Genomic DNA, 26,069 nt, shown 5'->3' on the forward strand with positions numbered 1-26,069 from the left:
CAGAAGCAAAAAGCTTCCTCGAATAGGCCTGATACATAGATGCAACCGGGTTCCTATGTTCAAAAAGCAGCTAGACAGTGTGGGCGAGTCCATACATAGGAGCGGGTTTACCCGCGAATACGGTGGCGGCGGCAACGGTGAACGGCGGGTGGAGATTGGCCAGCAGCCCTGGCCTCTTCGCGGGTAGCAACCCTTTGTACGACCAAGCTTTTCAGCTCTCAGCACCGCAGAAAAGCTTGACCACCAACACAGCATCTACATGGGAACGTAAAGGCGCTCAAGACACCGCCGAAGCCTCCACCGCCTGCTCACGGCTGGCATAACGCTGCGCCAGCACAGCACACACCATCAGTTGTATCTGGTGGAACAGCATCAGCGGCAGGATCATCGCGCCAATGCCACTGCCCACGAACAACACCTGGGCCATGGGCACACCAGTAGCCAGGCTTTTCTTGGAGCCGGCAAACAGGATGGTGATGCGATCCTCGAGGTCGAAGCCCAGGGCCTTGCCAAGCATGCGTGTGCCGAACAGCACCACTGCCAGTAGAATCGCGCACACCACGAACAACCCCGCCAGGTGCTGCGGCGATACGGTATGCCACAGCCCGGTAACCACGGCCTCACTGAAGGCGGTGTACACCACCAGCAGGATCGAACCCTGGTCTACCACCTTGAGCCAGCGGGCATTGCGCTTGACCCAGGCACCGATCCAGCGCCGCGCGATCTGCCCGGCAACGAACGGCACCAGCAGCTGCAAAGTGATCTTCAATACCGCATCCAGGCCGGACCCCGTATCACCACTGGCACCCAGCAACAACATCACCAGCAACGGTGTGAGGAAGATACCCAGCAGGCTGGAGGCCGCCGCGCTGCAGATGGCCGCTGGCACGTTACCGCGGGCCAGCGAAGTAAAGGCAATGGCCGACTGCACGGTTGCAGGCAAGGCACACAGGTACAGGACGCCCAGGTAAAGCTCGTTACCTACCAACGGTACGAACAGTGGTTTGAACGCCAGGCCCAGCAGCGGGAACAATGCGAAAGTACAGGAGAACACCAGTAGGTGCAGGCGCCAGTGCCCGGCACCGGCAATGATGGCTTCACGCGACAGTTTGGCGCCATGCAGGAAGAACAACAGGCCGATGGCCAGGTTGGTCAGCCAGCCGAAATACACCGCGCCATCGCCCGAGCAAGGCAGCACGGTGGCGATGAGTACCACCCCGAGCAAGGCCAAGGTGAAATTGTCAAATAACATGCGCAAATACTTCATCACTGTATCCATCTTGTCATTGTGGCTGGGCAGACGATAAGGTCTCTGGCTCTCCGTCGCTAACGCCGGAACCCCGAGTGGTATCGCTCAACGGACACGTTCCACAACAAGGACTCGCCATGCTCCGCCCACGTCTGGCTGCACTTGCAGCCGCCATTACCTTTGCTTTGGGCCATGCCAGCGCCCAGGCCGACGACCAGTTACAGGCCAAGGTCGACCAGATCATCCGCCCACTCATGCAGGAACAAGGCATCACCGGCATGGCTGTGGCCATCTATGCACGCGACCACGCGCATTACTTCAGCTACGGCGTGGCCAGCAAGGCCGACAACGTACCGGTGAGCCGCGATACGCTGTTCGAGATCGGTTCGCTGAGCAAGACCTACACTGCCACCCTGGCCGCACTTGCCAGCGCCGAGGGCAAACTTGACCTCCAGGCCCCGGCCAAGCGCTATCACCCGGCACTGGCCGGCGTCCCCATCGGCGACGCGACCGTGCTGGAACTGGGCGCCTATAGCGCCGACTGCCTGCCACTGCAGTTCCCCGACACTGTGCAATCGCCGCAACAGGTAGTTGATTTCTTCCGCCACTGGCAACCTCGCGCCAAACCCGGCACCCAGCGCTGCTACTCGAACCCCAGCCTGGGTTTGTTCGGTGACCTGGCCGCCCGGGCGCAACACCAACCGTTCTCCACGCTGATGACTGAAGGCCTGCTGGCGAAGATGGGCCTGAAGAATACCTACCTTCAGGTTCCGGCCAGCGCCCAGGGGCTTTATGCCCAAGGGTATGACGCCGCCGACAAGCCGGTGCGTGTGGGTCCGGGCCCTTACGCCGACGAGGCATACGGCATCAAAACCAGCGCCAGCGACCTGCTGCGCTATGTGCGGCTGCACATGCAGCCGCAGGGCCTGCCACCGGCCCTGGTGAAAGCCACCGCCATTACCCAGCAAGGCTATTTCCAGGTTGGCGCCATGACGCAAGGACTGGGCTGGGAACGCTACCCCTACCCGGCCACGCTGCGCACTCTGATCGATGGCAACAGCTCGCTGCTGATCCGTGAACCGCAGGCAACCACTCGCTTGCAACCGGCCCTGCCCGCGCTACCGGCAGCCTGGTACAACAAGACTGGCTCCACCAATGGCTTCGGCGCGTACGCCGCGTTCGTGCCGGCAGAACAACTGGCAGTCGTGTTGCTGGCCAATCGGAATTACCCCAACCAAGCGCGGGTGCAAGCCGCCTTCGACATCCTTTCCGGCTTGTAACGCCAGCGGTGATTGTCGGACAAAACGACAGAATGTAGTGAGCAAAAAAAATCACTACAAAACGGTTGACGCCGTTCATCGCGCTTGGGCATGATGAAGCCGTCTCCCCGATCGGGAGCGGTGGCAAGGGTGTTCCAGACGGCCTGCGCGGTAACGCAGGCCGTCCGTGGAGAGGGAAACTGTCCAAAAGGCAGCGTGAGAAAGCCCCTGTTGCGATGCTGCTGTAGCAGCCTTGGTAGTGCGCTACACCGTGATAGCGCCAACTGTGAAAATCACCTATGAATGGGTAATGGGGGCTTTATGATGAACTTGAACAACAATCCGACTATCGACCAATTGGCCCAGCTGTTCGCCGTGCGCAAGGACAGCCTTGACGACCATCTGCTGTGGGTTAGCCAAACCGGTGAAGTGCGCCTCGACCGCCTGCCACCGAACACCGTCGAAGATGAATTTGAAGAGCACCTGCCCAGCATGCGTGCCCGCTTCAAGGTCTACCGCCGTGGCCAAGGCTACGTCGGCAAGAAAGCCGCCGCCGACACCGAATTCGTCGGCCGCGTGCTGCAGACCCTGCAACAAGAATGGCCCGCTGCCCGTGAGCAGCAGGCAGTCAAGGTGATCGAACCGCTGAATTGAGGGTTCGTACCCTTACCAGAGCCCGGCCCGCACAGGCCGGGCTTTTTCATGCCTGGCGCCGCTGCAAGCGGGTTTCCGGCAAAGGCAAGGCGCCCGTTGCCATCGCCCGGGCGCGGTCGACACCCCACACCAGCGCACGGGTCATGGTCTCGCCCGGCAGCGCAGGGTAATACTCTTCCAGCAACGCCCGCCCATTCCCGGCGTACAACCCCAGAAAAAGCTGCGTCGCCCCCAGGCGCGACAAGCGCACCTGCACGTCCAGTGTGGTGCCGTCGCTGAGCGCTTCGTCGTGGCAGCGGCTGTGCAACTGTGCGTCGGCCCACTGCCAATAGGTTTCTTCCCTGACTCGCATGAGCATTCAATCCTCCGTCGCTGGAATGCCGCGTCAGAAAACCACAGGCCGGGCCATCCGGCGAGCGCTACCGGGCAATACCATGAGGCGGATCAACGAATGGCAATAAAAACCCCGCCGTTGGGCGGGGGGCGTGTGCAGACGCGGGATCACTTCTTGATCGGTACCCGCGGCATGAAGCGGCCTTTTTTGCTGCGCTGCAAATGTGCAGGCTGGAGCTGTTCGGAATCATCCAGCGTCATGTGGGCGAAACCCAGGCGAAATGCCGCCTGGCCGCAACGCACCTGGCTGTTGATCGGGAACGCATCGTTCAGGTCTTCGAAAAAGGATTCGCTCATGCCCAGTCTCCCTCCGGTGGCGGTCGCGTCGGCAACCAGACAAGTTGCCCAGGAAACGCGGCCTGTGAGAGTGAGACTAGCTGGTCATTTGCGGACCGACCGGACAAGAACCTTGTAGCCGACCAATGGCCGCAGGCTTTACTTCAGGCGTACTGCCGTACCGGTGGCAAATACCACGACCATGCCGCCCTGTACCGACGGCATGCTGATCTCAAAGTCCACCCCCACTACCGCATCGGCTTGCAACTGTCGTGCCCGGACCTTGAGTTCTTCCGTGGCCTGCTCCCGGGCCTCGCGCAACGCGCTTTCCAGGGTTTGCGAACGGCCGCCGAAGAAGTCGCGAAACCGTGTAAAGAAATCGCGCACGAAGTTGATGCCCTGCACCGATTCGGAACTGACCACGCCCAGGTATTCGGCAATCGGGCGGCCTTCGAGCTGGCTGGTGGTGGAAATGATCATGGATGCGCTCCGTTGGCCTGGCAAAAAGAGGCCGATTCTAACAGAGCGCAGCTCAGCAGATTGAAGCGCCTTACGCGTTGGCTGCCCGCAAACGCTGACCGATGCGCGCACCAAACACATTCACCAGCAGGCCGGCCATCACCAGCAATGCACCCCAGCCCTGCGTAGCGGTCAGGCGCTCTCCCAGCAGCAAAGCCGACGAACTCAGGCCAATCACCGGTACCAGCAGCGAGAACGGCGCCACCTTGCCTGCCGGGTGGCGCGACAGCAACTTGCTCCACAGGCTGTAGCCGAGCATGGTGGCCACAAAGGCCAGATACGCCAGGGCCAGCACCGAACTCCAACTGATATTGGCCAAGGCATGGCCAATGCGCTCGGGGCCTTCCAGCCACCAGGACAGTGCCAGAAATGGCAGTGGCGGTATCAGCCCGCCCCAGATCACCAACGCGACCAGGTCGACCGAGCCAAACCGTCGGGTAATGATGTTGCCCAGGCCCCACATTGCGCCGCCACACAGCGTCAGCACCAGCGCCAGCATGGGCACATGGCCGCCGTCTTCGCTGCCGATCAGCGCCAGGCCACTGGCCGCCACCAGTAGCCCCAGCACGCTGGCAAGGCGCAGCCGCTCACCGAGAAACAACGCTGCAAAACCGAGGGTGAAGAAGGCTTGCGACTGCAGGATCAACGAAGCCAACCCTGGCGGCATGCCGCTGTACATGGCCTGAAACAGGAACGCGAACTGGCCCAGTGAAATGGTCGCACCGTAAGCGATCAGCCAGCGCCACGGCAGTTTGGGCCGCCTGACCAGCAAGATCGCCGGGAACGCCACCAACAAGAAACGCAATGCCCCCAGCAACATCGGTGGCAGCCCGTCGAGGCCAACCTTGATGACCACAAAGTTGACTCCCCAGGCGACAATCACCACCAGGGCGATAAGCAGGTCCTTGAGTGGCATTGCGACTTCCTTCTGCAGGCTTTTTAGACATATTTCGTTACAGCATAAAGGTATTCCACACAAAGGGACCAGCACAGTTGAAACCAATGGTTGCACTACAGTGACTGTTCCGTCCGCCCGCTATCTGGCTGGACATCTACGCAACCAAATCAGCAAGCACAGGTTCAATCCTGATAACCAGGCGCCACCTTCTCCAGCATTCGCAACAACGCCGCCCACGCCAATTGCAGCGCATCCGGGTCGGTCAGTTCCCCCTGCTTCAAGCCGCTCCCCGGCGCGTTGAACTGCCGTTCGGTACGACTGCACACATCAGTCGACGGGAAAATCAGTTGCCCAGCACGCTGCGCCGCCAACTGGATCTCGCAAGCCTTCTCCAGGTAGTACATGCGCAGGAAGGCTTCAGCCACACTGCGCCCCGTGGTCAACAGCCCATGGTTGCGCAGTATCATCACCGGCTTGTTGCCCAGGTCGGCCACCAGCCGTTGCTGTTCATCCATGTCCAGCGCGATGCCCTCGTAGGCGTGGTAAGCCACATTGCCGTAAAACTCCATGGACATCTGGCTGACCGGCAGCAGGCCACATTCCAGTGCGGCCACCGCGCAACCTGCGCGGGTGTGGGTGTGCAGCACGCACTGGGCATCCTCGCGGGCAGCGTGAATGGCACTGTGAATGACGAACCCGGCCGGGTTGACTGGGTGACGGGCAGCCCCCACCGGCCGCCCTTGCAGGTCGATCTTCACCAGACTGGAAGCGGTGATCTCATCGAAGAGCAGGCCATACGGGTTGATCAGGAAATGGTGCTCCGGCCCAGGCAAGCGCAAGGAGATATGCGTGAAGATGAGATCACTCATGCGAAAATGTGCGATCAGCCGGTAGCAGGCAGCCAACTCCCGACGCAGGCTTTGTTCCGTTGCAGTCATCTTGTTGCCCCTTTACTGAACGCTATTTGCTGGCCCAGGCGTTGAAGCGTTGCTCCAATTCTTCGCCATGGTCGACCCAGAATTCCACGTTCATGGCCAGTGCCCCTTGCAGGTTCTGTGGTGACGTGGGTACCCAATTGGCCAGGGACGGGTCAAGCCTGGCTGCGGCCTGGGTATTGGTCGGCCCATAGGGTATCTGCTGCACATACCGCACCTGGGTATCCGGCTGATTGGCATAGGCAATCAGCCGCTTGGCCTGGTCGACATGCCGCGAGCCTTTGATGATCGCCCAATAGTCCATACCGTACAGGCTGCCAGGCCATACCACGGCCAACGGGCTGCCCTGCTGCGCCGCCACCGCAATTCGTCCGCTGTAGGTGGAGGTCATCACCACGTCACCGGCTGCCAGCCATTGCGCGGGTTGAGCGCCGGCGTCCCACCACTGGATATGGGGCTTGAGTTCGCTGAGTTTGGCGAAGGCCCGTTCGACACCCGCCGGCGTGGACAGTACCCGGTAAACGTCCTCGACCTTGACCCCGTCAGCCAACAGCGCGAATTCCAGGTTGTACACCGCACGCTTGCGCAGGCCACGCTTGCCAGGGTACTTGTTGATGTCCCAGAAATCGGCCCACGAGGCCGGCGCCTGGGCGAGCTTGTTGCGGTCATAGGCAATAGCCACGCTCCAGACCAGCGCGGCCGACCCACAATCCTGTGCGGCTGCCGGGATCAGTTCGTCTGCATGGCCCAGGCGCTGCCAGTCCAGGTGCTCGTATATTCCCTCGTCGCAGCCGCGCATCAAGTCAGGGCCTTCGATCTGCACCACGTCCCAATCGACGTGGCCGGTGTCAGCCATGACCTGGATACGTGCCATTTCGCCGTTGTATTCACTCTGAATCAACTGACTGCCGTCCTGGTCACTGAAGGGTTTGAAGATCGCCTCATCCTGGGCCTTCTGGCCTGCGCCGCCATAACCGACCACAACCATCTGCTGCGCAGCTTGCGCATTGCCCAGGCCAAGGCCCAGCAAGGCTGCGCAAAGGCCGGTCATTCGTGGAAATAGCTGCATCGTAGCTTCCTCCTTCCGGTGCCCGACGGGCCCCTTTTTCTTGTTGTTCTGAGGTCACACCCTCGCCACGCGAGTGAGGAAAACCTAGACAGACACTAGTAAAAAAACAAGTTGATTTTTTACTATCGCTACACTTTTATAAGAAAAAATAACAAACCCGTACCGGAGCCGCCTGATGCAGACCGCCTTCCCTCACCTGTTCGAGCCCTTGCAGATCCGCGGCAAACGCTTGAAGAACCGCATCATGTCCACCGGGCACGACACCTGCCTGCCCACCGACAACCTGGTCAACGACAAACTGATCGCCTACCAGCGCGACCGCGCTGCCGGCGGCGTCGGCCTGATCGTGCTGCAGGTCGCCGGGGTGCACGACAGTGCCCGCTACACCTCGCATGTGCTGATGGCCACTGACGATGCCTGCATCGCCGGCTACCGCCAGCTTGCCGAGGCCTGCCACGCGCACGGCACCGTGGTGCTGTCGCAACTGTTTCACCCCGGGCGGGAGATCATGGAGTCGGCAGACGGCCTGTTGGCGGTAGCCTACTCGGCCTCTGCGGTGCCCAATGAGCGCTTCCGGGTGATGCCGCGTGCGCTGGACCAGGCAATGATCGACGAAATCGTCCAGGGCTACGCCAGCGCCGCCCGCCGCCTGCACCAGGCCGGGCTGGATGGCGTCGAGGTGGTGGCCAGTCATGGTTACCTGCCCGCGCAGTTTCTCAACCCGCGGGTGAACGTACGCAGTGATGGCTACAACGGCGATCTGGATCAGCGTCTGAGGTTCTTGCGCGAAGTGCTGGCCGCAGTGCGCGCCGCCACCGATGAGCAGTTCATCATTGGCCTGCGCATCAGTGCTGACGAGCGCGACAGCCAGGGCCTGAGCGAAGACGAGTCACTGGCTGCTGCCGTGGCCTTGCAGGGCCAGCTCGACTACCTGCATATCGTCGCCGGCACCTCGGCCTCACTGGGTGGCGCAGTCCATATCGTGCCACCGATGGCCATCGAACCGGCGTACCTGGCCCGCGAGGCTGGCACCTTCAGGCAGCAGCTGGCCATCCCCCTGTTCGTCACCGGGCGCATCAACCAGCCCCAGGAAGCCGAGCTGATCCTGGCCCGCGGTCAGGCTGATGTGTGCGGCATGACCCGGGCGCTGATCTGCGACCCGTTGATGCCAGTCAAGACCGAAAGCGGCCAGGTCGAAGACGTGCGCGCCTGCATCGCTTGCAACCAGGCATGCATCGGCCATTTCCATCGCGGCTTGGCCATTTCCTGCATCCAGCGCCCGGAAACCGGCCGAGAGTTACAGTACGGGCACCTTACGCCCACTTCCTCGCCCAAACGCATAATGGTCGCCGGCGGCGGGCCTGCCGGCATGAAAGCCGCCGCCGTGGCTGCCGCGCGCGGGCACCAGGTCACTCTGTACGAGGCGGGCCCGCAGCTCGGTGGGCAGGTGCTGCTCGCCCAACTGCTGCCACGGCGCAGCGAGTTCGGGGGGGCCAGCACCAACCTGCAACGGGAAATGGCCCTGGCGGGGGTAGAAGTGGTGCGCAACACCCGGGTCGACCGCGCACTGGTCGAACGTGAGCGCCCTGATCTGGTCATCGCTGCTACCGGTGCCACCCCCTACTGGCCCGCGTTCGAACGTACCGGCGAGCTTCAGGTAGTGGACGCCTGGCAAGTGCTGCGCAATGAGGTGAAACCGGGGCGTTCGGTGCTGGTGATCGACTGGCGCTGTGACTGGATCGGCCCCGGTATCGCCGAACGCCTGGTGCGTGAAGGCCATCAGGTACAGTTGGCGGTCAACGGCACTCATTGCGGCGAGAGCCTGCCGCTTTATGTACGTGACCAACTGGCCGGCGAGCTGCATCGCCTGGGTATCCCTGTCACACCATACGCACGCCTGTATGGTAGCGACGACAACACGGTGTACCTGCAGCACACCGCCAGCGGCGATCCGATGATCTTCGAAGGCATCGACACCCTGGTGCTGTGCATGGGGCATCAACCGCAAGACCGCCTGGCCACCGAACTGGCAGGTGTGGTGGACGTCCGGCGGATTGGCGACTGCCTGGCGCCGCGCACGGCCGAAGAAGCGATTCACGATGGTCTGACGGTTGCCTGGTCGCTCTGAGGCTGTACATACTGCGGCTTTTGCGATGGACCGACGCGCATGAGCCAACCCTCCCAGCCTCCCGCCAGCGAACCCGGGGGCGCCGCGCCGCAGTTCCTCGGCACCCGCATCCGCGGTCTGCGCAAGCGCCGCGGCATGACCCTGGCGGAGCTGGCCGCACACAGTGAACTGACCGCAGGCTACATCAGCCAGCTGGAGCGCAACCTGTCCTATCCGTCGATCCCGGCGCTGTTCAACATCGCCCGCAGCCTGGGCGTGACCATCCAGTGGTTCTTCGCCAGCGAGGCCACCACCGCGCCCGAAGACCAAGGCTATGTGGTGCGGCGCAACAGCCGCCTGAGCGTGCATTATGAAGACGGCATCGTCGATCAACTGCTCACCCCCCAGCCCAACCGCCAGTTGGAGATGCTGCACTCCCGTTTCCCTCCGGGAACCTACAGCCAGCAAAGTTACAGCCACGACGGTGAAGAAGCCGGCTACCTCCTCAGCGGCACGTTTGAGCTGTGGGTAGGCGAGCGGCATTTCCAGCTGAGTGAAGGCGACAGCTTCAGCTTCCCGAGCCAGGAACCACACCGCTACGGCAACCCCGGTGAAGTGGATGCCGTGGTGATCTGGGTGATCACGCCGCCAACATTCTGAAGCACTCCAGCAAGCACTGGTAACACCGTTGACCGGCAATAAGGTCTACCTTGTCCACCGAACTTCAAAGGAGCACAACCATGAAGCAGATCCTGATCATTGGTGCGGGCTTTGCCGGCCTGTGGAGCGCGCTCAGCGCCATCCGCCAGCTTGACCTCAACGGCAGCAAGGACGTCGAGGTCACCTTGCTCGCGCCCCAGGCTGAACTGTCTGTGCGTCCGCGCTTCTACGAGCCAGACGTGCATACCATGGCCGCACCACTGCAGGCGCTGTTCGACGCTGTCAATGTCCGCTTCGTGCAGGGCACGGCATTCCACATTGATGAGGCAGCCCGTCGCGTGGGCTACCGCACCCGCAGCGGCACTCGCTGCGCCCTGCCCTACGACCGCCTGATCATGGCCTGCGGCAGTGTGCTCGATCGCCCTGACATGGTCGGCATCGAGCATGTCTTCGATGTCGACACGCTCGACAGCGCTGCACGCCTGGAAACCCACCTGAAGTCACTGGCCAGCCTGCCGAACACGCCGGCACGCAACACCGTGGTGGTAGCCGGGGGCGGTTTTACCGGCATCGAGACGGCCACCGAACTGCCGGCCCGCTTGCGCGCGATACTGGGTGAAGACGTCAGTTTGCGCGTAGTGGTAATCGACCGCGGCGCAAACATTGGTGCAACCCTGGGTGACGGCATCCGACCGGCCATCGAGCAGGCATGCGAGGCCCTGGGCGTGGAGTGGGTTTGCGGTGCCACGGTGGTTTCGGCAGACCCTGCCGGAGTGCAGCTGGACAACGGCCAGCGTATCGACACCAGCACGGTGGTCTGGACGGTTGGCTTCAAGGCCAACCCGCTCACCGAACAAATCAGCGGCGAGCGCGACAACCGCGGCCGCTTGCATGTCGATGGCAACCTGAAGGTCAAGGGCAATGAGGCCGTGTATGCAGCTGGAGACGTGGCTTACGCTACCTGTGACGCGCTTGGCAATCATGCCGTGATGTCGTGCCAGCACGCGATTCCGCTGGGGCGCCATGCGGGCAACAATGCCGCAGCCGATTTGCTTGGCGTAGCACCAGTGGCTTACAGCCAGCCCAAGTACGTGACGTGCCTGGACCTGGGGGCCTGGGGTGCGGTTTATACCGAAGGATGGGACCGTGAGGTTTCACCACCGGAGGACAAGGCCGAAGCCAAGGCGCTGAAGCGCCAGATCAATTCAGTGTGGATTTATCCGCCAGCGGCTGACCGGGAAGCGGCCTTGGCGGCAGCTGATCCGCTTATCCCGGTGGTCTGAGTCACTCTTCTACAGGTTGGAGTGGCCTTGTGCCTCGACAGGGGCCACTCTTGCGATCCACCGCATTCCCTTGATCAGGCAGCAGCAAACAGCTCGTTGGCGATCTGCGCCTGTGCAGCATCGATCGCCTGGCTCCGCTGCTCCGGGCCATAGGCCAGGCCATGGGCCCGGACGATTTCAAGGTCGGTAACACCGATGAAGCCCAGGAACACTTTCAGGAAGTCTTCGTGCCCGGCACCAGTCGGCTGGCCAGCGTGCAGGCCACCCGCGGTGGAAACCAGCACCACTTTCTTGTTGCCGCACAGGCCTTGCGGGCCGGCTTCGGTGTAGTGGAAGGTCTTGCCGGCGACGGCCACGCGATCAATCCAGGCTTTTAGCTGGGTCGGCACGGTGAAGTTGTACATTGGCGCACCAATCACCACGGCATCGGCAGCCAGGAACTCTTCGAGCGTCTCGGTGCTCAGCTTGGCTTCGAAAGCCTGGGCCGCGTCGCGTACGTCTTCAGGGGTGCCTGCAGCCACAAGGGTGGCGGCGGAGAAGTGGGCAATGGCATCGGCAGCCAGGTCGCGGTAAATCACTTCAACGCTTGGGTCTGCAGCCTTCCAGGCTTCGACCACTTCGCGGCTCAACTGGCGCGAGGCGGAATTGTCGCCCAGGATGCTCGAATCGATGTGCAACAGTTTCATGGGACTCTCCTGTGATTGAAGACCGCATCTGTGGGCGATCACGATGGGGAAGATCCTACCGAAGTGATCAATAGCTGATAAGTAAGCAAAAATGCGTTAGTTTGTCCCACAGATGGAACAGTGAGACATTCCCATGCAAGACCTCAACGACCTCTTCTACTTCGCGCGCGTCGTCGAAGCTGGCGGATTTGCCGCCGCCGGGCGCCAGCTGGGCATCCCCAAGTCGCGCCTGTCGCGGCGTATCGCCGAGCTTGAAGAGCGCCTGGGCACACGTCTGTTGCAGCGCACCACACGGCAACTCAAGCTCACCGCAGTGGGTGAACGTTACTTGCATCATTGTCAGGCCATGCTGCTGGAGGCCGAAGCCGCGGACGAAACCGTGGCCAGCATGAGCAGTGAGCCGCGCGGGCGTTTACGGGTTTCCTGCCCGGTGGCACTGGCACACGCCTTCCTGCCGGATGTGATCAGCCGCTTTCTTGAGCAGTACCCGCTGGTGCAACTGGACATGGTATTGCTCAACCGCCGGGTCGACCTGATTTCCGAAGGCATTGACGTAGCGTTGCGCGTACGCGACCTGGGCGACGAAGACCCGGCCCTGGTTACCCGCCGCCTGCGCCAGGCACAAATGCAACTGGTAGCCGCGCCCGGCTTTGCCGACCACATTCGCGAACCGGGCGAGTTGGCATCATTGCCCGTGCTGGGCGCAGCCGAAGCAGACCGGCTGGTACACTTCCGCCTGTTCGGCCCCCATGGCAAGCAGCAGGAAATAGCGCTGGAACCGCGCCTGGCGATCGATGATTTCGTAGTACGTAACGCTGCTGTACGTGCCGGCCTGGGGTTCACTGCGCTGCCCAGCATGTTCTGTGAAGAGGAACTGGAACGCGGCGAACTGGTGCGCCTGCTGCCAGACTGGTCGCTGCCGGGTGGCTACCTGCAGGCAGTTTACCCACACCGGCGTGGCTTGCTGCCTGCGGTCCGGGCGTGGATCGATCACCTGGCGGCGTCATTCGAGGCTTGTGGAGAGCGGTATGTCTGAACGAAAAATGAGCGAAGCCCAGGTAGCGGCGTTTTGCCTGAGCCTGCCAGGTTCGCGGGAAGACTACAAATGGGGCGGCATCCGAGTGTTTTCGGTGGCAGAAAACAAGATGTTCGCGGTGCTCGACCTGGCGGGTGCCGGGTTATCGTTCAAGGTGGCCGACGAGCTGTTTCTGGGTTATTGCGATCGCCCGGGGATACGGCCGGCTCCGTACCTGGCGCGGGCGCGGTGGGTCAGCATGGCGACACCCTACCCGATGGGGCGTGATGAACTGTGTGACGTGTTGCAGCGGTCGCACCAGCTGGTAGTGCGTCGGTTGCCCAAGCGGTTGCAAGTGGGGTTGGTCATGTGATCTAGCTGTGCCGGCCCGTTCGCGGCTTTACCCGCGAAGAGGCCGGTACAACTGCACATCAACCAAAGGGCAGATAACGCCCGTCAAGAAACAGCCAGTCTGCCCAGAACACCTGGTGCACCAGCACAATCCCCCAGCACACCAATTGGAACGAAACCTTGCGGGTCTTGTGCCGAAACAGCTGCTGTGCCAACAGCGCCCCCGGCCAACCACCGAGCAATTCACTGGCATGCAGCACTTTCTCGGGTGTACGCCAGGCCCGCGTACGTGCCTGCTGCTTGTCCTGCCAATACAGCAACAGGCTGATCAGGCTCATGGCCGGGTACAACGCCAACGGCCACCAGGTCTGATCGTTCCAGGCCATGCGCGCCGCCCCCAAGCCGGGCAACAGGCAAAGCACGCCCAACACCAGCAGCTTCAGGCGCACATTGCGCACACCTTCAGCCCGTTGCCCACGCAGCGCCTCAGCCATGCGCCGTGGACCAGTCGACCCAACCAAACTGCCAGGTCGCCAGAATGAACAGGCCGAACACAATGCGATACCAGGCAAATGCCGCGTAGCTATGGTTGGCAATGAACTTGAGCAATGCCCGTACGGCAATCATGGCAAAGATGAACGAGGTCACGAAGCCGAGCGCGAACACCGGCAGATCGCCGGGCTGGAACAAGTCGCGGTACTTATAGCCCGAATACACCGCCGCACCGACCATGGTCGGCATTGCCAGAAAGAACGAGAACTCGGTCGCTGCCTTGCGCGACAGGCCGAACAGCAGGCCACCGATGATGGTCGAACCGGAGCGCGACGTGCCCGGGATCATCGCCAGGCACTGGATGAAGCCGATTTTCAGTGCATGGCTCCAGCGCATGTCGTCCACATGGTCCACCTGCACGCGGTGCTCACGGCGCTCGGCCCAGAGCATGATGATGCCCCCCACCACCAGTGCCGCCGCCACGGTGACGGGGTTGAACAGGTATTCGTGAATAAGGTCGGCGAACAGGACACCCAGCACCACCGCAGGCATGAACGCCAACAGCAGGTTGCCCGTAAAGCGGCGCGCCGTGGGCTGACGGGTCAGGCCGAAGACCACTTCGAATATCTTGCTGCGAAACTCCCACACCACCGCCAGGATCGCCGCCAGCTGAATGATGATGTTGAAAGCCATGGCCCGTTCGCCGCCAAAACCGATCAGGTCGGCGACGATAATCTGGTGGCCGGTACTGGAGATCGGCAGAAACTCCGTCAGCCCTTCGACCACGCCTAAGATGATTGCCTGGAAGGCAGTCCAAAAATCCATCATTCCCCCGGATGGAGCGCTGCTTGTCGCAGGCCCCTTATTCTTGATTCGCTTGAGATTGCCTTACACGGCCCGGCTGTTTTACAGCGACTGTTGGGCGCAACGCCAGTGGAAAAGTTCACGCCTGTTAAAGGTTTCATCTTGCGCGGCCGAAATCCTGACAGAGCCCCTTGGCAATCGCTTTAACGACCTGTTGCAGACTATCACCAACATAGCACTTAGCCATTAGTCGAGTGGGGGCTCGCTGCAAAGCATGCTTCGATGCACCTCAATAAAAAGAACAATGCGGGAGCTGATGGATGAACACTCTGAGATCGATGTCAATCAGTCGGCGCCTGTGGCTGATCCTTGTGGTAGCGGTGGCCATGCTGGTGGTCCTGGGCCTGCTGATGCTGCGGCAGATCCATGGTGACCTTTACCAGGCCAAGGCGGAGAAAACCCGCCATGTGGTGCAGACCGCCGCGGGTGTGTTGGCCTATTACCAAGGCCTGGAAGCTGCCGGCACGCTCAGCCGCGAAACCGCCCAGCAACAGGCGCTGCAAGTGGTGCGCGCGCTGCGCTACGACCATGACGACTATTTCTGGATCAACGACCTGGGGCCGAAGATGATCATGCATCCGGCCAACCCCAAGCTCGACGGCCAGGACCTTTCAGCCATTCGCGATCCCGATGGTTTCGCCGTGTTCAACGAAATGGTCGCCCTTGCCCGTCAGCAGGGCGCCGGCCCGGTCAACTATCGCTGGCCCAAGCCCGGCGCCAGTGAGCCGGTAGCCAAGACTTCCTATATTCAGCTGTTCAAGCCGTGGGGCTGGATCATCGGTTCAGGCGTGTATGTGGATGACGTGCAGGCCGAATTCGCTCGCCAGTTGCGCGACGCTTCGCTGGTTGGCGTGGGCATTGCCCTGCTGATGGCGCTGGTGGTCATGCTGATTGCCCGCAGCATAGCCCGCCCGCTGCAGGAAGCGGTGCAGGCGATGGGCAACATTGCCAGCGGAGAAAGCGACCTCACCCGGCGCCTGGACACCCATGGCCGCGACGAGATCACCCACCTGGGCGAGCACTTCAACCGTTTCAACGGCAAACTGCAAGGCGTAGTCGGCCAACTGCAAGGCGCGGCCCACGCGTTGGCCCAGTCCGCCGGGCACGTCGGTGACAACGCGGGTGCCGCCCAACAGCACAGCGCCCAGCAATCGCTACAGATGGACCAGGTGGCCACTGCAGTCAATGAGGTGACCTACGCCGTGCAGGACGTGGCCAAGACTGCAGAACAGGCCGCCGGAGAGATGCGTACGGCACAACAACAGGTGACCCACGGTCAGCAGGCCATCCACGGCAGCCTGGCGCAGATCGACCGCCTGTCGCTGACCATCGATCAGGCCGTACAGGTGATTCGCGACCTGGCCGGGCACAGCACGCGCATTGGTGGTGTGCTGGACGTGATTCGTTCCATTGCCGAACAGACCAACCTGCTGGCGCTGAATGCTGCCATCGAGGCGGCGCGGGCCGGCGAGCAAGGCCGAGGCTTTGCCGTGGTCGCCGACGAAGTGCGACTGCTGGCCCAGCGTACAGCGCAATCGACGGCCGAGATTCATACCATGATCGAGCACCTGCAGAGCCAGTCGGACGCTGCAGTCAAGGCCATAGACACCAGCAGCGAGGCATCGCGCCAGACCGTCGAACAGGCACGCGAGGCCGGCGCCAGCCTGGACGCCATCAACCAGGTGCTGAACAACCTCACCGCATTGAATGCCTCCATCGCCAGCGCCACCTTGCAGCAGTCGCATGTGGTCGAAGAGATCAACCGCAATGTGCTGGATACCGCCGGGTTGTCGCAGCAGACCGCCGATGCGGCCCGTCAGTCCAGCGATGCCGGGGCGGCGCTGGGGCGATTGAGCGAAGAGTTGGAGCAGTTGTTGCGGCAGTTCCGGGTCTGAGAACAAGCCCTTGGTGGGCGGGCATGCCTGCTCTTGCAGGTATCGAGTGACCTTGAAGCCTGCGCTGCACCTGTGGGAGCGGGCATGCCCGCGAAGGAAGCAACGCGGTGGATGGCACCGGCGCTGCCGGTGTTCGCGGGTGAACCCGCTCCTACCAAGGGGCATCCCACCGCTGCGCCCTACACCTTCCGCGGCCGACCCGCTACAATCGCGCCCCTCCCCCGTAGCCTCCAAGGATCGCCGATGTCCGGCCTTGAACTCATTGCCGCCGTCCTCGGCGTAACCGCTGTCTGGCTCACGGTCAAGCAGAACGCCTGGTGCTGGCCGATCGGCCTGGTCATGGTGCTGATCTATGGCTGGCTGTTCTACGAGGTAAAGCTGTATTCGGGCATGTTGCTGCAACTGGCCTACGCCATCCTACAACTGTACGGCTGGTGGCAATGGAAACGCCCCGACCACGTTGAGGACGCCCGCCAGGTCTCCCGCCTGCAACGCCCGGCACTGCTCACCGGGCTGGCCGCCGGGGCGCTGCTGAGCGCAGCCCTGGGCGCGGCCATGGCCAACTGGACCGATGCCGCCCTGCCCTGGCTGGATGCCACCCTGACCGGCTTCAGCCTGGTGGCGCAACTGTGGATGGCGCAGAAACGCCTGCAGTGCTGGCCACTGTGGGTCGTGGTCGACATTATCTATGTGGGCCAATACCTGCATCAGCAGCTGTATTTCACCGCAGGCTTCTTCGCCGTGCTCACCCTGATTGCTGTACGCGGCTGGCTGGAATGGCGCCGCGACCCGGCGCTTGTACAGCCATGAGTGCGCAGCAATCAATGAAAGTGCTGGTACTGTGCGGCCCTGAATCCAGTGGCAAAAGCTGGCTTAGCGGGGTGATCCAGGCACATTTTGGTGGCGTGCTGGTGGGCGAGTACGTGCGCCATTTCATCGACCAGCAATGCCGTGACACCTGCTACGCCGATATTCCCGCCATCGCCCGTGGGCAACTGGCATGGGAGGACCGTGCGCGCGAGCAGGCGCCACCGCTGCTAATTCTGGACACCCACCTGCTGAGCAACATGCTCTGGAGCCGCGCACTATTCGACGACTGTCCAACCTGGCTGGAAGAAGCACTGCTGGCACGGCGTTATGACCTGCACCTGTTGCTCAGCCCGCAAGGGGTGGACTGGATTGCTGATGGCCAGCGTTGCCAACCCGACCTCAGCGATCGTCAACGCTTTTTCGAGGACAGCCTGGCTTGGCTGAAGCGGCACAACCAACCGCACCAAATACTGGATGGCAATTGGCCGCAGCGCCAATTGGTGGCCTTGCAGGCGGTTGCTACGCTACTTAGCGGCGATGAGCCATCATGCCCTACCGAGTGTTAAGCCTCTGACACAACCTGGCGGGGCAAAGCCCCCGAAATTGCGGGGCTTTCCCCCGACCCGGGGCCAGTGTCACGCTCATGAAACACACTCTGCAAAAACCCTTCCACTCAAGGCCACCGCTGCCTTTGCCGGCAACGATCACGGCAAGCTGTTTCACGCCTGAGACAGCATGCGCCGCATTTTGTCAGCCTCCAGCGCTAACTATCTGATCCGAAAAGAATTCTAAAAAGCGGCACACCTTCTGCTCTGTGGTACGCATCGCTGAACAGGGCCAGCGCTCAAAGAAGGAGTTGCCGTCGTGAGGAAAAGTGACAATCACCTCTATCACCTATTACTGGTGGGCTGTGTACTGGGGTCACTAAGCCTGACGGCTCAGGCGGACAAGGGGATCATCATCATCAAGCGCGATGTGCAAGTGCGCAACGCGACCATCCCCCCTCTGATCCCAGACCCGAGCCCTACCACCATCAATGCCAACCCTTCAGCTCACGTGCTCAAGCAAACCAGCGAGCTGAGCGATGGCGACTTCGCCAGCATCAGCAGTGGTGCAGGCATCAGCAACATGATCACCCAACAAACCAACAACCTGGGGGGCAACCTCGGCAACCAGAACCAGCTCCCCAACTTGGCGGGCGGGCGCGGTACGGGGTCGGGTAACGGTATCTCGAACATGGTCAACTCAAGCGTGCAGCGTGGCCTCGCGCCGCTGCAGATTCTGACCGGCGGGGGCAAGTGAGATGAAGCGCACTCTGCTGATGCTGGCCGCCCTTTGCACTGCACCGGTCTTCGCGCAATCCCTGGTTCCCGTCATCAACAACGCCGATATCGACAGCTCCGGCAGCCGCTATCAGGGGAACCTCTCTGTCAACCAGGCTGCTGGCGACATGCAGCAGCAGGTCAATGCGCGTGCCATCGCCGTCGGCCCCGAAGCCAGTGCAAGCACCCAGATCCGGCAACGGCTCAATACGCCCGCCGACCCTGCAATGGACGCCCGCTCGACCATCCAGGGCAACGCCTTCAGCAACGGCAGCGGCGCCCTGGGGATCAACCAGAGCGCAGGCGCCAACACCCAGCAAGCCAACGCACTGAACATCAGCATTGGTGCGCAGCCGCAAAGCATCGACGACAGCGTCCTCATGCAACAAAACGTGGCGCTGATCAACAACTCCGGAGCAACTGACATTCCAGCAGGCTATCGCCAGGTCACCACCAGTGACCAGGCCTTCACCGGTAGCCACGGGGTGATCCAGTTGAACCAGAGTGCCGGGGTGGGAAACCGAATGGCCAACACCTTGAGCATCCGGGTCGCGGATTGACCCTGCAGTTAAGAACGACACTTAACCTAATAGCGTACGGAGAATCACCATGAAACCCTCGATGGCAATCAAGCCTCTGGTTTTCGCAATTGCTGCGGTCATGGCTGTTGCTGTACAAGCTGGGCAAAATGATCGGCGTAATGACCACCATAACGGCCACCATAACAATGGTCATCACACGCCTCCACCCACCAAGATCCCTGTGTATGCAACGGCCAATGCCTGGGATACCCAAACCAGCACGCGTAACCGCATCACCAACCAAGGCACCATCAACGATGCCGAGATGAGTGACTCTGGCACCGGCTCCAGCGGCAACGTTGGCATAAACGTGGCGGCCGGTAACGGCAACCAGCAAGATAACGCCGCTGCCATTGCCAACGCAGGCTCTGACTCGAGCCTGGACAACAGCTTCGTGTTCGGCATGGCCAATGCCACGGCTGACGTTGTGCAAACCAGCAGAAACAACCGGGTCGACAACTACTCGACCCAGTCTTCGGCTGTGATGAGCGGCTCAGCCAGCGGGGCTGAGGGCAACATTGGCATCAACATTGCCGGTGGCGACCTCAACCAGCAGAAAAACACCATGGCCATCGCCAACACCGGTGCACCGTTGGGTAACGCCACCGCCACCGCGTCGGCCAATCAGGACGGTCCAGGCCTGATTGTAAACAATAGCGCTGACCGCACCTACCGGGTGGATACGATTACCATCACCAAGTCGGCCAGCGGTTCAAGCTCGCGTGATGGCTCGTTCAACTCGACCGACGACCGCAGCTCGTCCTCGAGCTTCAGCCTCGCCGGTGCGCATAGCGCCAGCTCCAGCGGCTCCAGTGGCTGGGACTCCAGCGGCTCGCATTCCAGCAATGCCAGCGGCTCCCACAACTCGAGCGCAAGTGGCTCGAGCGGTTGGGGTGCCAGTGGCTCTGCCAGCGGCAGCCACAGCGCGTCGAGCAGCGCCAGCCTGGCAGCTTCGCTGGACGCTGAAGTTAACGCCACGCGTACCCATACCACCGACTATGGCCGTTATGAGCGCTCCCACTCCAAGTCCTTCGATGGCTCGCTGAGTGCATCGCTGGATGCATCGGTCGACAAGTCGCGCGAAAGTGCATACGACTCGTCGTTCGAGAAAGCATTCGACTCCAACTACGACAAGTCGCGTGAATCGGCGTATGACAAGTCCAAGGACTCTTCGTACTCCAAGTCTCACGACTCTTCGTACGAGAATGCTTCGGCGTCCGACTTCTCGAAGTCTGGCGAGCAATCGAAACAATCCTCGAACGACGTTTCGAAGAGCTACAGCGAAAGCAGCGCTTACGACTTGAGCAATACTGTGTCCTTCCAAGTGCTGACCCCGACCGGCTGGGCCAACCCAGTTACCAACACTGCAACCCTTAGCGGTTCGGTGAATGGTGGCAGCGGTAACCTGGGCGTCAACGTAGCAGCCGGTGTGGGCAACCAGCAAAGCAACTCGCTGGCCATCTCCAACACCTCGTTCTGACCGCTGTGCTTGAGGCCCCCTTCGGGGGGCCTTTCTTCAACACACCGTAAGGCACCCGATCATGCGTATTTTCGCCTTGGCGTTTTTGCTGTGCCTGGCCAGCGTGAGCGAAGCTGCACAAATGCCCCTGTCCGTCCTGCCGGGCGGCGCCGTGGTGTTCAAACCGATCCAGAGCTTGCGTGAACGCAAGTTCGCCGACCTGGTGCAACAAAAGACCGACTTCAGCTGCGGCGCCGCCGCACTGGCAACCATCCTGCGTCAGGCCTACTGGCTGGACGTGGACGAACATCAGATCATCGAAGGCATGCTGGCCCACGCCGACCAGGACCTTGTGCGCACGCAAGGCTTCTCGATGCTCGACATGAAGCGCTATATCGAAAGCCTCGGGATGCGTGCCCGCGGTTACCGGGTGGCGCCCGAAACCCTGCAAAGCGTGCGCATTCCCGTCGTGGTACTGATGGATGTGCGCGGCTACAAGCACTTCGTGGTCATGCAGAAGGTCGACAAAGGCTGGGTGTACATCGGTGACCCGGTGCTGGGCCACAAGCGATACAAGGTCGACGATTTCCTCAAGGGCTGGAACGGCATCATCTTCGCGGTGATCGGCCAGGGTTACGACAAGAACAACATCCTGCTCGACCCGCCCCTGCCACTGACCGCCAAGGGCCGGGTGAACAACTTCACCCCCGTGCAGGACTCAGAGCTGCTGGACTTCGGCTTCATCAGAAGCGACTTCTTCTAACGACTGTTCTAATGACAAGGAGCATGATGCTCCAGGGAGCATTTCATGAAGACTTCATTGTGGTTGGCCATGGCCTGTCTGGCAGCCAGCCTGCCCAGTCACGCAGAGGCATTCAAACCCATCGAACTGAAGGACCAGGAGCTGGCGAACCTGCGGGGCCGCTATGTGATGCCCGGACGAATCGTGAGCTTCGGTATCATCATGTCCAGCACCTGGCAAAATGCCAAAGGGGATGTGATCGGGGCAACGTCCACGCTGCAGGTTCAGCAATCGACCATCAAGCCCCAGTTCTATGTATCGATGATTGATAAAAAAGGCGCAGGTAAGGCGCCGAGCAGCGCTTCTGCTGCCGGGACTGGCGTGGTAACGGGCGGCAACGGCCTGACCACCACCGAAGGTGTGACCCAGGTGGTGCGTGCAGCCGGTGACAACAACGCCGCTTACAACAACGTCGATATCAACGTGACCAAAGCCAACCAGGCCCCCGCCGTACAACAGCACGGCCAGGTACTGGCCGCCGGCCAGACCCTGGTTGGGGAAAATGGCGCCGGCGCACTCAGTGTGTCTTCCAGCGGTGTGGGCGTGCAGCTCAACATCAATGCCAGCAACAACCAGGGCAGCAGCGTGCAACGCCTGGCCCAGGGTGGCCTGCTGCAGAACTCGACGCTGCTCGGCAACGGTAACCTGGTCAACAACGTCACCAGCCTGAACGTTGTCATGCGTGAGAGCGTGCCGACAGCGGCTTCGCTCAGCGGTAGCCTCGACCAGCTCAAAGGTCTTCGCACCTTCGGATACTGATCTACGCTCAGTCTCATCGAAAGTAGTTGGAAGGGACGGCAACTCCATGTACCGATCTTTTACGCTCAGAGCTTTTGTGTGCTTGACTGCCTTGGCCCCAGCCACAGCACTTTACGCAGCCGCTGACCCACAGGTCGAAGCGCTGAAACAGGAACTGACTGAACTCAAACGCCGCTATGAGGCACAGCAACAGGCACTGATGGTGCTGGAACAACGTGTACGCCAGGTCGAAGAGGCCCCTGCAGCAACGCAACCCAGACGCCTGGTCAAGTCTCCCGCCGAGGGGGTAAAAGGTGCGCAAACCGTTGCCTCTGGGGCACCGGGCACTTCAGGTAGCTCCTACGGTCAGGCACTGACGGCCGACTCCCAGCCGGCGCAAAGCGTTACCAACCTGTATGACGAAGCCAGCGGATTCTTTGGCGGGGGCAAGTTCAGCTTCGAAACCGGCCTCACCTATACCCATTACGATACCCGTGCGCTGACCCTCAATGGCTTTCTGGCACTGGACTCGATCTTCCTCGGCAGCATCAACCTCGACCGGATCAAGGCTGACAACTGGACCCTGGACATGACCGCGCGCTATAACCTGGCACAGCGCTGGCAGTTCGATATCAACGTCCCCGTGGTCTACCGCGAGTCCACCTACTCGTCTGGCGGTGCGGGAGGGGCCGGGGCAACCACCTCCGATGCCAGCGTGACCCGCGACCCGGAAATCGGCGATATCAACGTTGGGGTGGCCTATAAATTCCTCGACGAGGACGAAACCTGGCCGGACGCAGTGGCCACCCTGCGAATAAAGGCACCGACCGGCAAGGACCCCTATGGCATCAAACTGCGTGAGGTGGATGGCAACAACAACCTCGCGGTACCGGAAAGCCTACCGACTGGCAACGGTGTATGGTCGATCACACCGGGCATCTCGCTGGTCAAGACCTTCGACCCGGCCGTGCTGTTCGGCAGCCTGTCCTACACCTACAACATGCAAGACTCGTTCAGCGACATCAGTCCGCAGGTGAACAGCAAGGTACCGGGTGACGTCAAGCTTGGCGACTCGTGGCAGATCGGCGGCGGCATCGCCTTTGCCCTGAACGAAAAGATGAGCATGTCGTTCTCGGTATCCGACCAGTTCGCCCGCAAGAGCAAGATCAAACCTGATGGCGGCGACTGGCAATCGATTTCCAACAGTGACTACAACGCCGCCAACTTCAACATTGGCATGACCTTCGCCGCCAGCAAAAACCTGACTATCGTGCCCAACCTGTCCATTGGTCTGACCGATGATGCACCTGACTTTTCCTTCAGCCTGAAATTCCCTTATTACTTCTGATAGTTGCCATCGGCCGGGGCTGTGCGAACGACCCCGGCTTTGGTTACCAACCTTGTAATCGACCGCCTTCCCTGGCCTGGCCTGTTATCATCAAGCACAGATGCATGACGATTTAATGGCAAAAGGGAAGTTTTTGTGAAGAGCCTGTCCGACCACCCACGCACCCGGCTTGCCGCTTTGGCGGCCCTGGTGTTGGTGATCCCACTGGGTACGCGCGCCATGCTGGGTTGGTCCAACCCGTTCGGCTACCTGTCAGACCTCGCCCTCGGCAGCCTGTTGATCGTGCTGCTACACCGCAGGCCGTGGTGGCTTGCGTTGCCCGTGCTGCTGGCCTGGGCGGCGCTGTGGGTGGCCTCGGCCGAACTGGTGAGCGCAGTGGGCCGACTGCCCACCAGCGCCGACCTGAACTACCTGGTCGACCCGCAGTTCATGGAGAATTCGACCGGTGGCAGCCTGGCCCATGCCTGGCTGCCCTGGGCTCTGGGTGGCGGCTTGCTGGCCTGGCTGGCCTTCGCATGGCGCAGCCGTGCACAGGCCAGCCAGCCACTGCCGCACAAGGCCTGGGCCATACCCGTACTGCTGTTTGGCACGCACTGGGGCAGCCAGCAGTTGCTACCTTCCGATGCCGACCAGTGGCGGCAATACAACCTCCCCCACCAGTTGATGTCTGCCGGGGTCGGTAACCTGCAACGCCAGGTCGAAGGCTGGATGGGCCGCACGCAAACCTTCACCCCGCTCGCCAGCAGCGGCCTGACTCAATCCGACCTGCATGGGCAAAGGCTGCTTGCCGGCCCGGGAAGCGCCCGCAACCTGCTGGTGATTACCATGGAAGGCATCCCGGGCGCCTACCTGCGGCCTAACCGCCAGGCGCTGAACAGCCGTTTCAATGAGGACTTGATGCCCAGGCTCAGCAAGTGGGCCGAGCGCGGCATGAACACCCCAGACTACGTGCTGCACACCCACCAGACCATCCGTGGCCTGTATGCGATGCTGTGCGGCGATTACGACAAGCTGGCCAATGGCACGCCCAAGGGCGTGGAACTGCTGACCCAGAACGCACGCAACCAGGCCTGCCTGCCGGCACAATTGCGCCAGGCCGGTTTCACCACCCACTACCTGCAAGGCGCGGGCCTGCGCTTCATGGCCAAAGACCGCATCATGCCGCACATCGGTTTCGATTCGGTGCATGGCCAGGAGTGGTTCAGCAACAAGAACTACCTGAACTTCCCATGGGGCAAGGATGACCGCGCTTTCTTCGAAGGCGCCCTGGGCTATGTGGGCCAGTTGCAGAAGCAGGACAAGCCATGGATGCTGACGCTGCTCACCGTGGGCACCCACCAGCCCTATTCGGCGCCGGCCGAGTACCTCAAGCGCTACGACACAGCGAAACAGGCAGCGGTCGCCTATCTGGATGACGCGGTCGGGGCATTTCTTGACAACCTCGAGCGCCAGGGCGTCCTCAAGGACACACTGGTGGTGCTGACTTCCGACGAGTCCCACGGCATCGATGGCGTGCGCCTGGCCTCGTCCTGGGGTTTCAACCTTACCCTGGCGCCGGAGCAGGCCCAACTGCCAACCATCAAGCACGGCACTTACGGCCATATCGACCTGGCCACCTCGCTGCTCGACTACTTCGCACTGCCCATTCCTGTCGCGCTTGGCGGCCGCTCGTTGTACCGCGACTACGACAACGGCCGCGAAATGATCTCCTACACCAACGGCATGCTGCGCTACCACAACGGCCAGGGCCTGTTCACCGAATGTGACTTCCAGCAGCGCTGCCGGCGTTATGCCAGTGAAGGTTTCATCGCCGACCAGGCCCGCTACCTCGGTCCGGCCGACAGCCTGCTGGGCCAGCAGATCGGCGCCCTGGTCGGGGTGCTCGACCAATCCCTGCTGCAAACCCCGCTCAACCTGCGTTACCAGTTCGGCGGCCCTTCGCCGATCAAGTTGCGCAAGCGCATTCACGATGACTGGGCCGACAACCTGATTGGCGCCCAGTACCTGGAAATGCCTGGAGGCTCGCACACCCGCGTGCGGGTCAAGGTACGCTCGCTGGATCCCAAACGTGCGGCCTATATACGGCTCAAGGCCAAGCAGTTGGAACAGGACGTGCCGTTAGGCCTGCCAGAAGAGGTAAAGGTCACCGCCGACGCGCCCCTGGAGATGGAGTTCAGCTTCGACAACCCGACCGAACGCAAGGCGTTTTCCTTCCATTTGCTGGGCTATGGCGGCGGCAAGGTAGAAGTCAGCGATTTCAGCGTGATCACCGCCCTGCCTGGCGAGGATGACGGCGCCGATGAACTGGCCGAGGGGCATATCGCCCACTCGGGATGAGCCGGTACCGCTCATCGCCCGGCCACCGGTGCCTGTCGATTCGACCCGGCCGTAGTCGACCAAGGTG

Annotated in this window: 27 protein-coding genes and 1 pseudogene; 18 read left to right on the forward strand and 10 right to left on the reverse strand. The window is 61.6% G+C overall.

Annotation, left to right across the window (positions count from 1 at the left end; translation table 11 throughout):
- Positions 1 to 277: 277 nt before the first annotated feature.
- The gene (locus tag ACYCCG_RS00005) at positions 278 to 1,279 is read right to left on the reverse strand and encodes a bile acid:sodium symporter family protein (RefSeq protein ID WP_209966417.1); all 1,002 of its coding nucleotides are present in this window, start codon (positions 1,277 to 1,279) and stop codon (positions 278 to 280) included.
- Positions 1,280 to 1,386: 107 nt separating this feature from the next.
- On the opposite strand from ACYCCG_RS00005, the gene ampC reads away from it, so the two are divergent.
- Positions 1,387 to 2,529, forward strand: coding sequence for a class C beta-lactamase (gene ampC / locus ACYCCG_RS00010; RefSeq protein WP_209966420.1), 1,143 nt, complete (start codon positions 1,387 to 1,389; stop codon positions 2,527 to 2,529).
- A gap of 300 nt (positions 2,530 to 2,829) precedes the next feature.
- A complete protein-coding gene (locus ACYCCG_RS00015) occupies positions 2,830 to 3,162 on the forward strand; it encodes a hypothetical protein (protein ID WP_003253895.1) in 333 nt (110 codons plus the stop codon).
- Positions 3,163 to 3,208: 46 nt separating this feature from the next.
- On the opposite strand, the gene ACYCCG_RS00020 is transcribed toward ACYCCG_RS00015, so the two are convergent.
- The 6 genes from ACYCCG_RS00020 to ACYCCG_RS00045 form a co-directional block, all read right to left on the reverse strand.
- Entirely contained in the window at positions 3,209 to 3,520 is a 312-nt protein-coding gene (locus ACYCCG_RS00020) for a hypothetical protein (protein ID WP_176683996.1), read from the reverse strand.
- A 143-nt stretch (positions 3,521 to 3,663) separates the two neighbouring features.
- Positions 3,664 to 3,852, reverse strand: a complete 189-nt coding sequence (locus ACYCCG_RS00025) for a hypothetical protein (protein WP_021782365.1) — start codon at positions 3,850 to 3,852, stop codon at positions 3,664 to 3,666.
- A 138-nt stretch (positions 3,853 to 3,990) separates the two neighbouring features.
- The gene (locus ACYCCG_RS00030; protein WP_209966422.1) at positions 3,991 to 4,311 is read right to left on the reverse strand and encodes a YbjQ family protein; all 321 of its coding nucleotides are present in this window, start codon (positions 4,309 to 4,311) and stop codon (positions 3,991 to 3,993) included.
- Between the two features lie 70 nt (positions 4,312 to 4,381).
- On the reverse strand, positions 4,382 to 5,266 hold the full coding sequence (locus ACYCCG_RS00035; protein WP_129932508.1) for an EamA family transporter: 885 nt from the start codon (positions 5,264 to 5,266) through the stop codon (positions 4,382 to 4,384).
- Positions 5,267 to 5,430: 164 nt separating this feature from the next.
- On the reverse strand, positions 5,431 to 6,186 hold the full coding sequence (locus tag ACYCCG_RS00040; RefSeq protein WP_176683997.1) for a class II aldolase/adducin family protein: 756 nt from the start codon (positions 6,184 to 6,186) through the stop codon (positions 5,431 to 5,433).
- Positions 6,187 to 6,208: 22 nt separating this feature from the next.
- Positions 6,209 to 7,252, reverse strand: a complete 1,044-nt coding sequence (locus ACYCCG_RS00045; RefSeq protein WP_209966424.1) for an ABC transporter substrate-binding protein — start codon at positions 7,250 to 7,252, stop codon at positions 6,209 to 6,211.
- Between the two features lie 175 nt (positions 7,253 to 7,427).
- On the opposite strand from ACYCCG_RS00045, the gene ACYCCG_RS00050 reads away from it, so the two are divergent.
- The 3 genes from ACYCCG_RS00050 to ACYCCG_RS00060 all read left to right on the forward strand — a co-directional run bounded on the left by ACYCCG_RS00050 (position 7,428) and on the right by ACYCCG_RS00060 (position 11,302).
- A complete protein-coding gene (locus ACYCCG_RS00050) occupies positions 7,428 to 9,380 on the forward strand; it encodes an oxidoreductase (protein WP_209966426.1) in 1,953 nt (650 codons plus the stop codon).
- Positions 9,381 to 9,419: 39 nt separating this feature from the next.
- A complete protein-coding gene (locus tag ACYCCG_RS00055) occupies positions 9,420 to 10,019 on the forward strand; it encodes a helix-turn-helix domain-containing protein (RefSeq protein WP_176684000.1) in 600 nt (199 codons plus the stop codon).
- Between the two features lie 80 nt (positions 10,020 to 10,099).
- Positions 10,100 to 11,302, forward strand: coding sequence for an NAD(P)/FAD-dependent oxidoreductase (locus ACYCCG_RS00060; protein WP_459669142.1), 1,203 nt, complete (start codon positions 10,100 to 10,102; stop codon positions 11,300 to 11,302).
- Between the two features lie 74 nt (positions 11,303 to 11,376).
- On the opposite strand, the gene ACYCCG_RS00065 is transcribed toward ACYCCG_RS00060, so the two are convergent.
- Positions 11,377 to 11,988 carry an FMN-dependent NADH-azoreductase gene (locus tag ACYCCG_RS00065; protein WP_339535189.1) on the reverse strand — a complete coding sequence of 204 codons (612 nt, stop codon included), beginning with the start codon at positions 11,986 to 11,988 and terminating at the stop codon, positions 11,377 to 11,379.
- A 133-nt stretch (positions 11,989 to 12,121) separates the two neighbouring features.
- On the opposite strand from ACYCCG_RS00065, the gene ACYCCG_RS00070 reads away from it, so the two are divergent.
- Positions 12,122 to 13,024, forward strand: coding sequence for a LysR substrate-binding domain-containing protein (locus tag ACYCCG_RS00070; RefSeq protein WP_339443551.1), 903 nt, complete (start codon positions 12,122 to 12,124; stop codon positions 13,022 to 13,024).
- Positions 13,017 to 13,376, forward strand: a complete 360-nt coding sequence (locus tag ACYCCG_RS00075; RefSeq protein WP_339443552.1) for an MmcQ/YjbR family DNA-binding protein — start codon at positions 13,017 to 13,019, stop codon at positions 13,374 to 13,376. Before ACYCCG_RS00070 ends, ACYCCG_RS00075 begins: the two co-directional genes overlap by 8 nt.
- Before the next feature lie 58 nt (positions 13,377 to 13,434).
- Here the strand turns inward: ACYCCG_RS00075 and ACYCCG_RS00080 are convergent, their stop codons facing one another.
- Both ACYCCG_RS00080 and ACYCCG_RS00085 read right to left on the reverse strand, forming a co-directional pair.
- Positions 13,435 to 13,848: a DUF1294 domain-containing protein gene (locus ACYCCG_RS00080; RefSeq protein ID WP_176684004.1), complete on the reverse strand. Its 414-nt coding sequence runs from the start codon at positions 13,846 to 13,848 to the stop codon at positions 13,435 to 13,437.
- Positions 13,841 to 14,671 (reverse strand): undecaprenyl-diphosphate phosphatase, encoded by an 831-nt coding sequence (locus ACYCCG_RS00085; RefSeq protein WP_176684005.1) that lies wholly within the window; start codon positions 14,669 to 14,671, stop codon positions 13,841 to 13,843. Before ACYCCG_RS00085 ends, ACYCCG_RS00080 begins: the two co-directional genes overlap by 8 nt.
- A gap of 389 nt (positions 14,672 to 15,060) precedes the next feature.
- Here ACYCCG_RS00085 and mcpP point away from each other — a divergent pair.
- The 11 genes and pseudogenes from mcpP to ACYCCG_RS00140 form a co-directional block, all read left to right on the forward strand.
- Positions 15,061 to 15,732: pseudogene (gene mcpP / locus ACYCCG_RS00090) on the forward strand (methyl-accepting chemotaxis protein McpP); the annotation flags it as partial.
- 138 nt (positions 15,733 to 15,870) lie between these two features.
- Positions 15,871 to 16,605 carry a methyl-accepting chemotaxis protein gene (locus tag ACYCCG_RS00095; RefSeq protein ID WP_422630963.1) on the forward strand — a complete coding sequence of 245 codons (735 nt, stop codon included), beginning with the start codon at positions 15,871 to 15,873 and terminating at the stop codon, positions 16,603 to 16,605.
- 243 nt (positions 16,606 to 16,848) lie between these two features.
- A complete protein-coding gene (gene pnuC, locus ACYCCG_RS00100; RefSeq protein ID WP_209966434.1) occupies positions 16,849 to 17,415 on the forward strand; it encodes a nicotinamide riboside transporter PnuC in 567 nt (188 codons plus the stop codon).
- Positions 17,412 to 17,981 (forward strand): AAA family ATPase, encoded by a 570-nt coding sequence (locus tag ACYCCG_RS00105; protein ID WP_339443553.1) that lies wholly within the window; start codon positions 17,412 to 17,414, stop codon positions 17,979 to 17,981. The genes pnuC and ACYCCG_RS00105 overlap by 4 nt, the downstream gene beginning before the upstream one ends.
- Before the next feature lie 298 nt (positions 17,982 to 18,279).
- Entirely contained in the window at positions 18,280 to 18,717 is a 438-nt protein-coding gene (locus tag ACYCCG_RS00110; protein ID WP_209966438.1) for a hypothetical protein, read from the forward strand.
- Between the two features lies 1 nt (position 18,718).
- The gene (locus tag ACYCCG_RS00115) at positions 18,719 to 19,297 is read left to right on the forward strand and encodes an adhesin (RefSeq protein ID WP_176684010.1); all 579 of its coding nucleotides are present in this window, start codon (positions 18,719 to 18,721) and stop codon (positions 19,295 to 19,297) included.
- A 49-nt stretch (positions 19,298 to 19,346) separates the two neighbouring features.
- Complete coding sequence (locus ACYCCG_RS00120; RefSeq protein ID WP_176684011.1) at positions 19,347 to 20,798, forward strand: heme utilization protein; 1,452 nt, start codon at positions 19,347 to 19,349, stop codon at positions 20,796 to 20,798.
- Between the two features lie 61 nt (positions 20,799 to 20,859).
- Positions 20,860 to 21,540 (forward strand): C39 family peptidase, encoded by a 681-nt coding sequence (locus ACYCCG_RS00125; protein WP_209966443.1) that lies wholly within the window; start codon positions 20,860 to 20,862, stop codon positions 21,538 to 21,540.
- 45 nt (positions 21,541 to 21,585) lie between these two features.
- Positions 21,586 to 22,338 (forward strand): hypothetical protein, encoded by a 753-nt coding sequence (locus ACYCCG_RS00130; protein WP_209966445.1) that lies wholly within the window; start codon positions 21,586 to 21,588, stop codon positions 22,336 to 22,338.
- 46 nt (positions 22,339 to 22,384) lie between these two features.
- Entirely contained in the window at positions 22,385 to 23,665 is a 1,281-nt protein-coding gene (locus tag ACYCCG_RS00135) for a hypothetical protein (protein WP_209966447.1), read from the forward strand.
- 135 nt (positions 23,666 to 23,800) lie between these two features.
- Positions 23,801 to 26,002 (forward strand): LTA synthase family protein, encoded by a 2,202-nt coding sequence (locus tag ACYCCG_RS00140; protein ID WP_459669143.1) that lies wholly within the window; start codon positions 23,801 to 23,803, stop codon positions 26,000 to 26,002.
- The last annotated feature ends 67 nt before the right edge of the window (positions 26,003 to 26,069 follow it).

The organism is Pseudomonas sp. VEM90 (assembly GCF_054611535.1).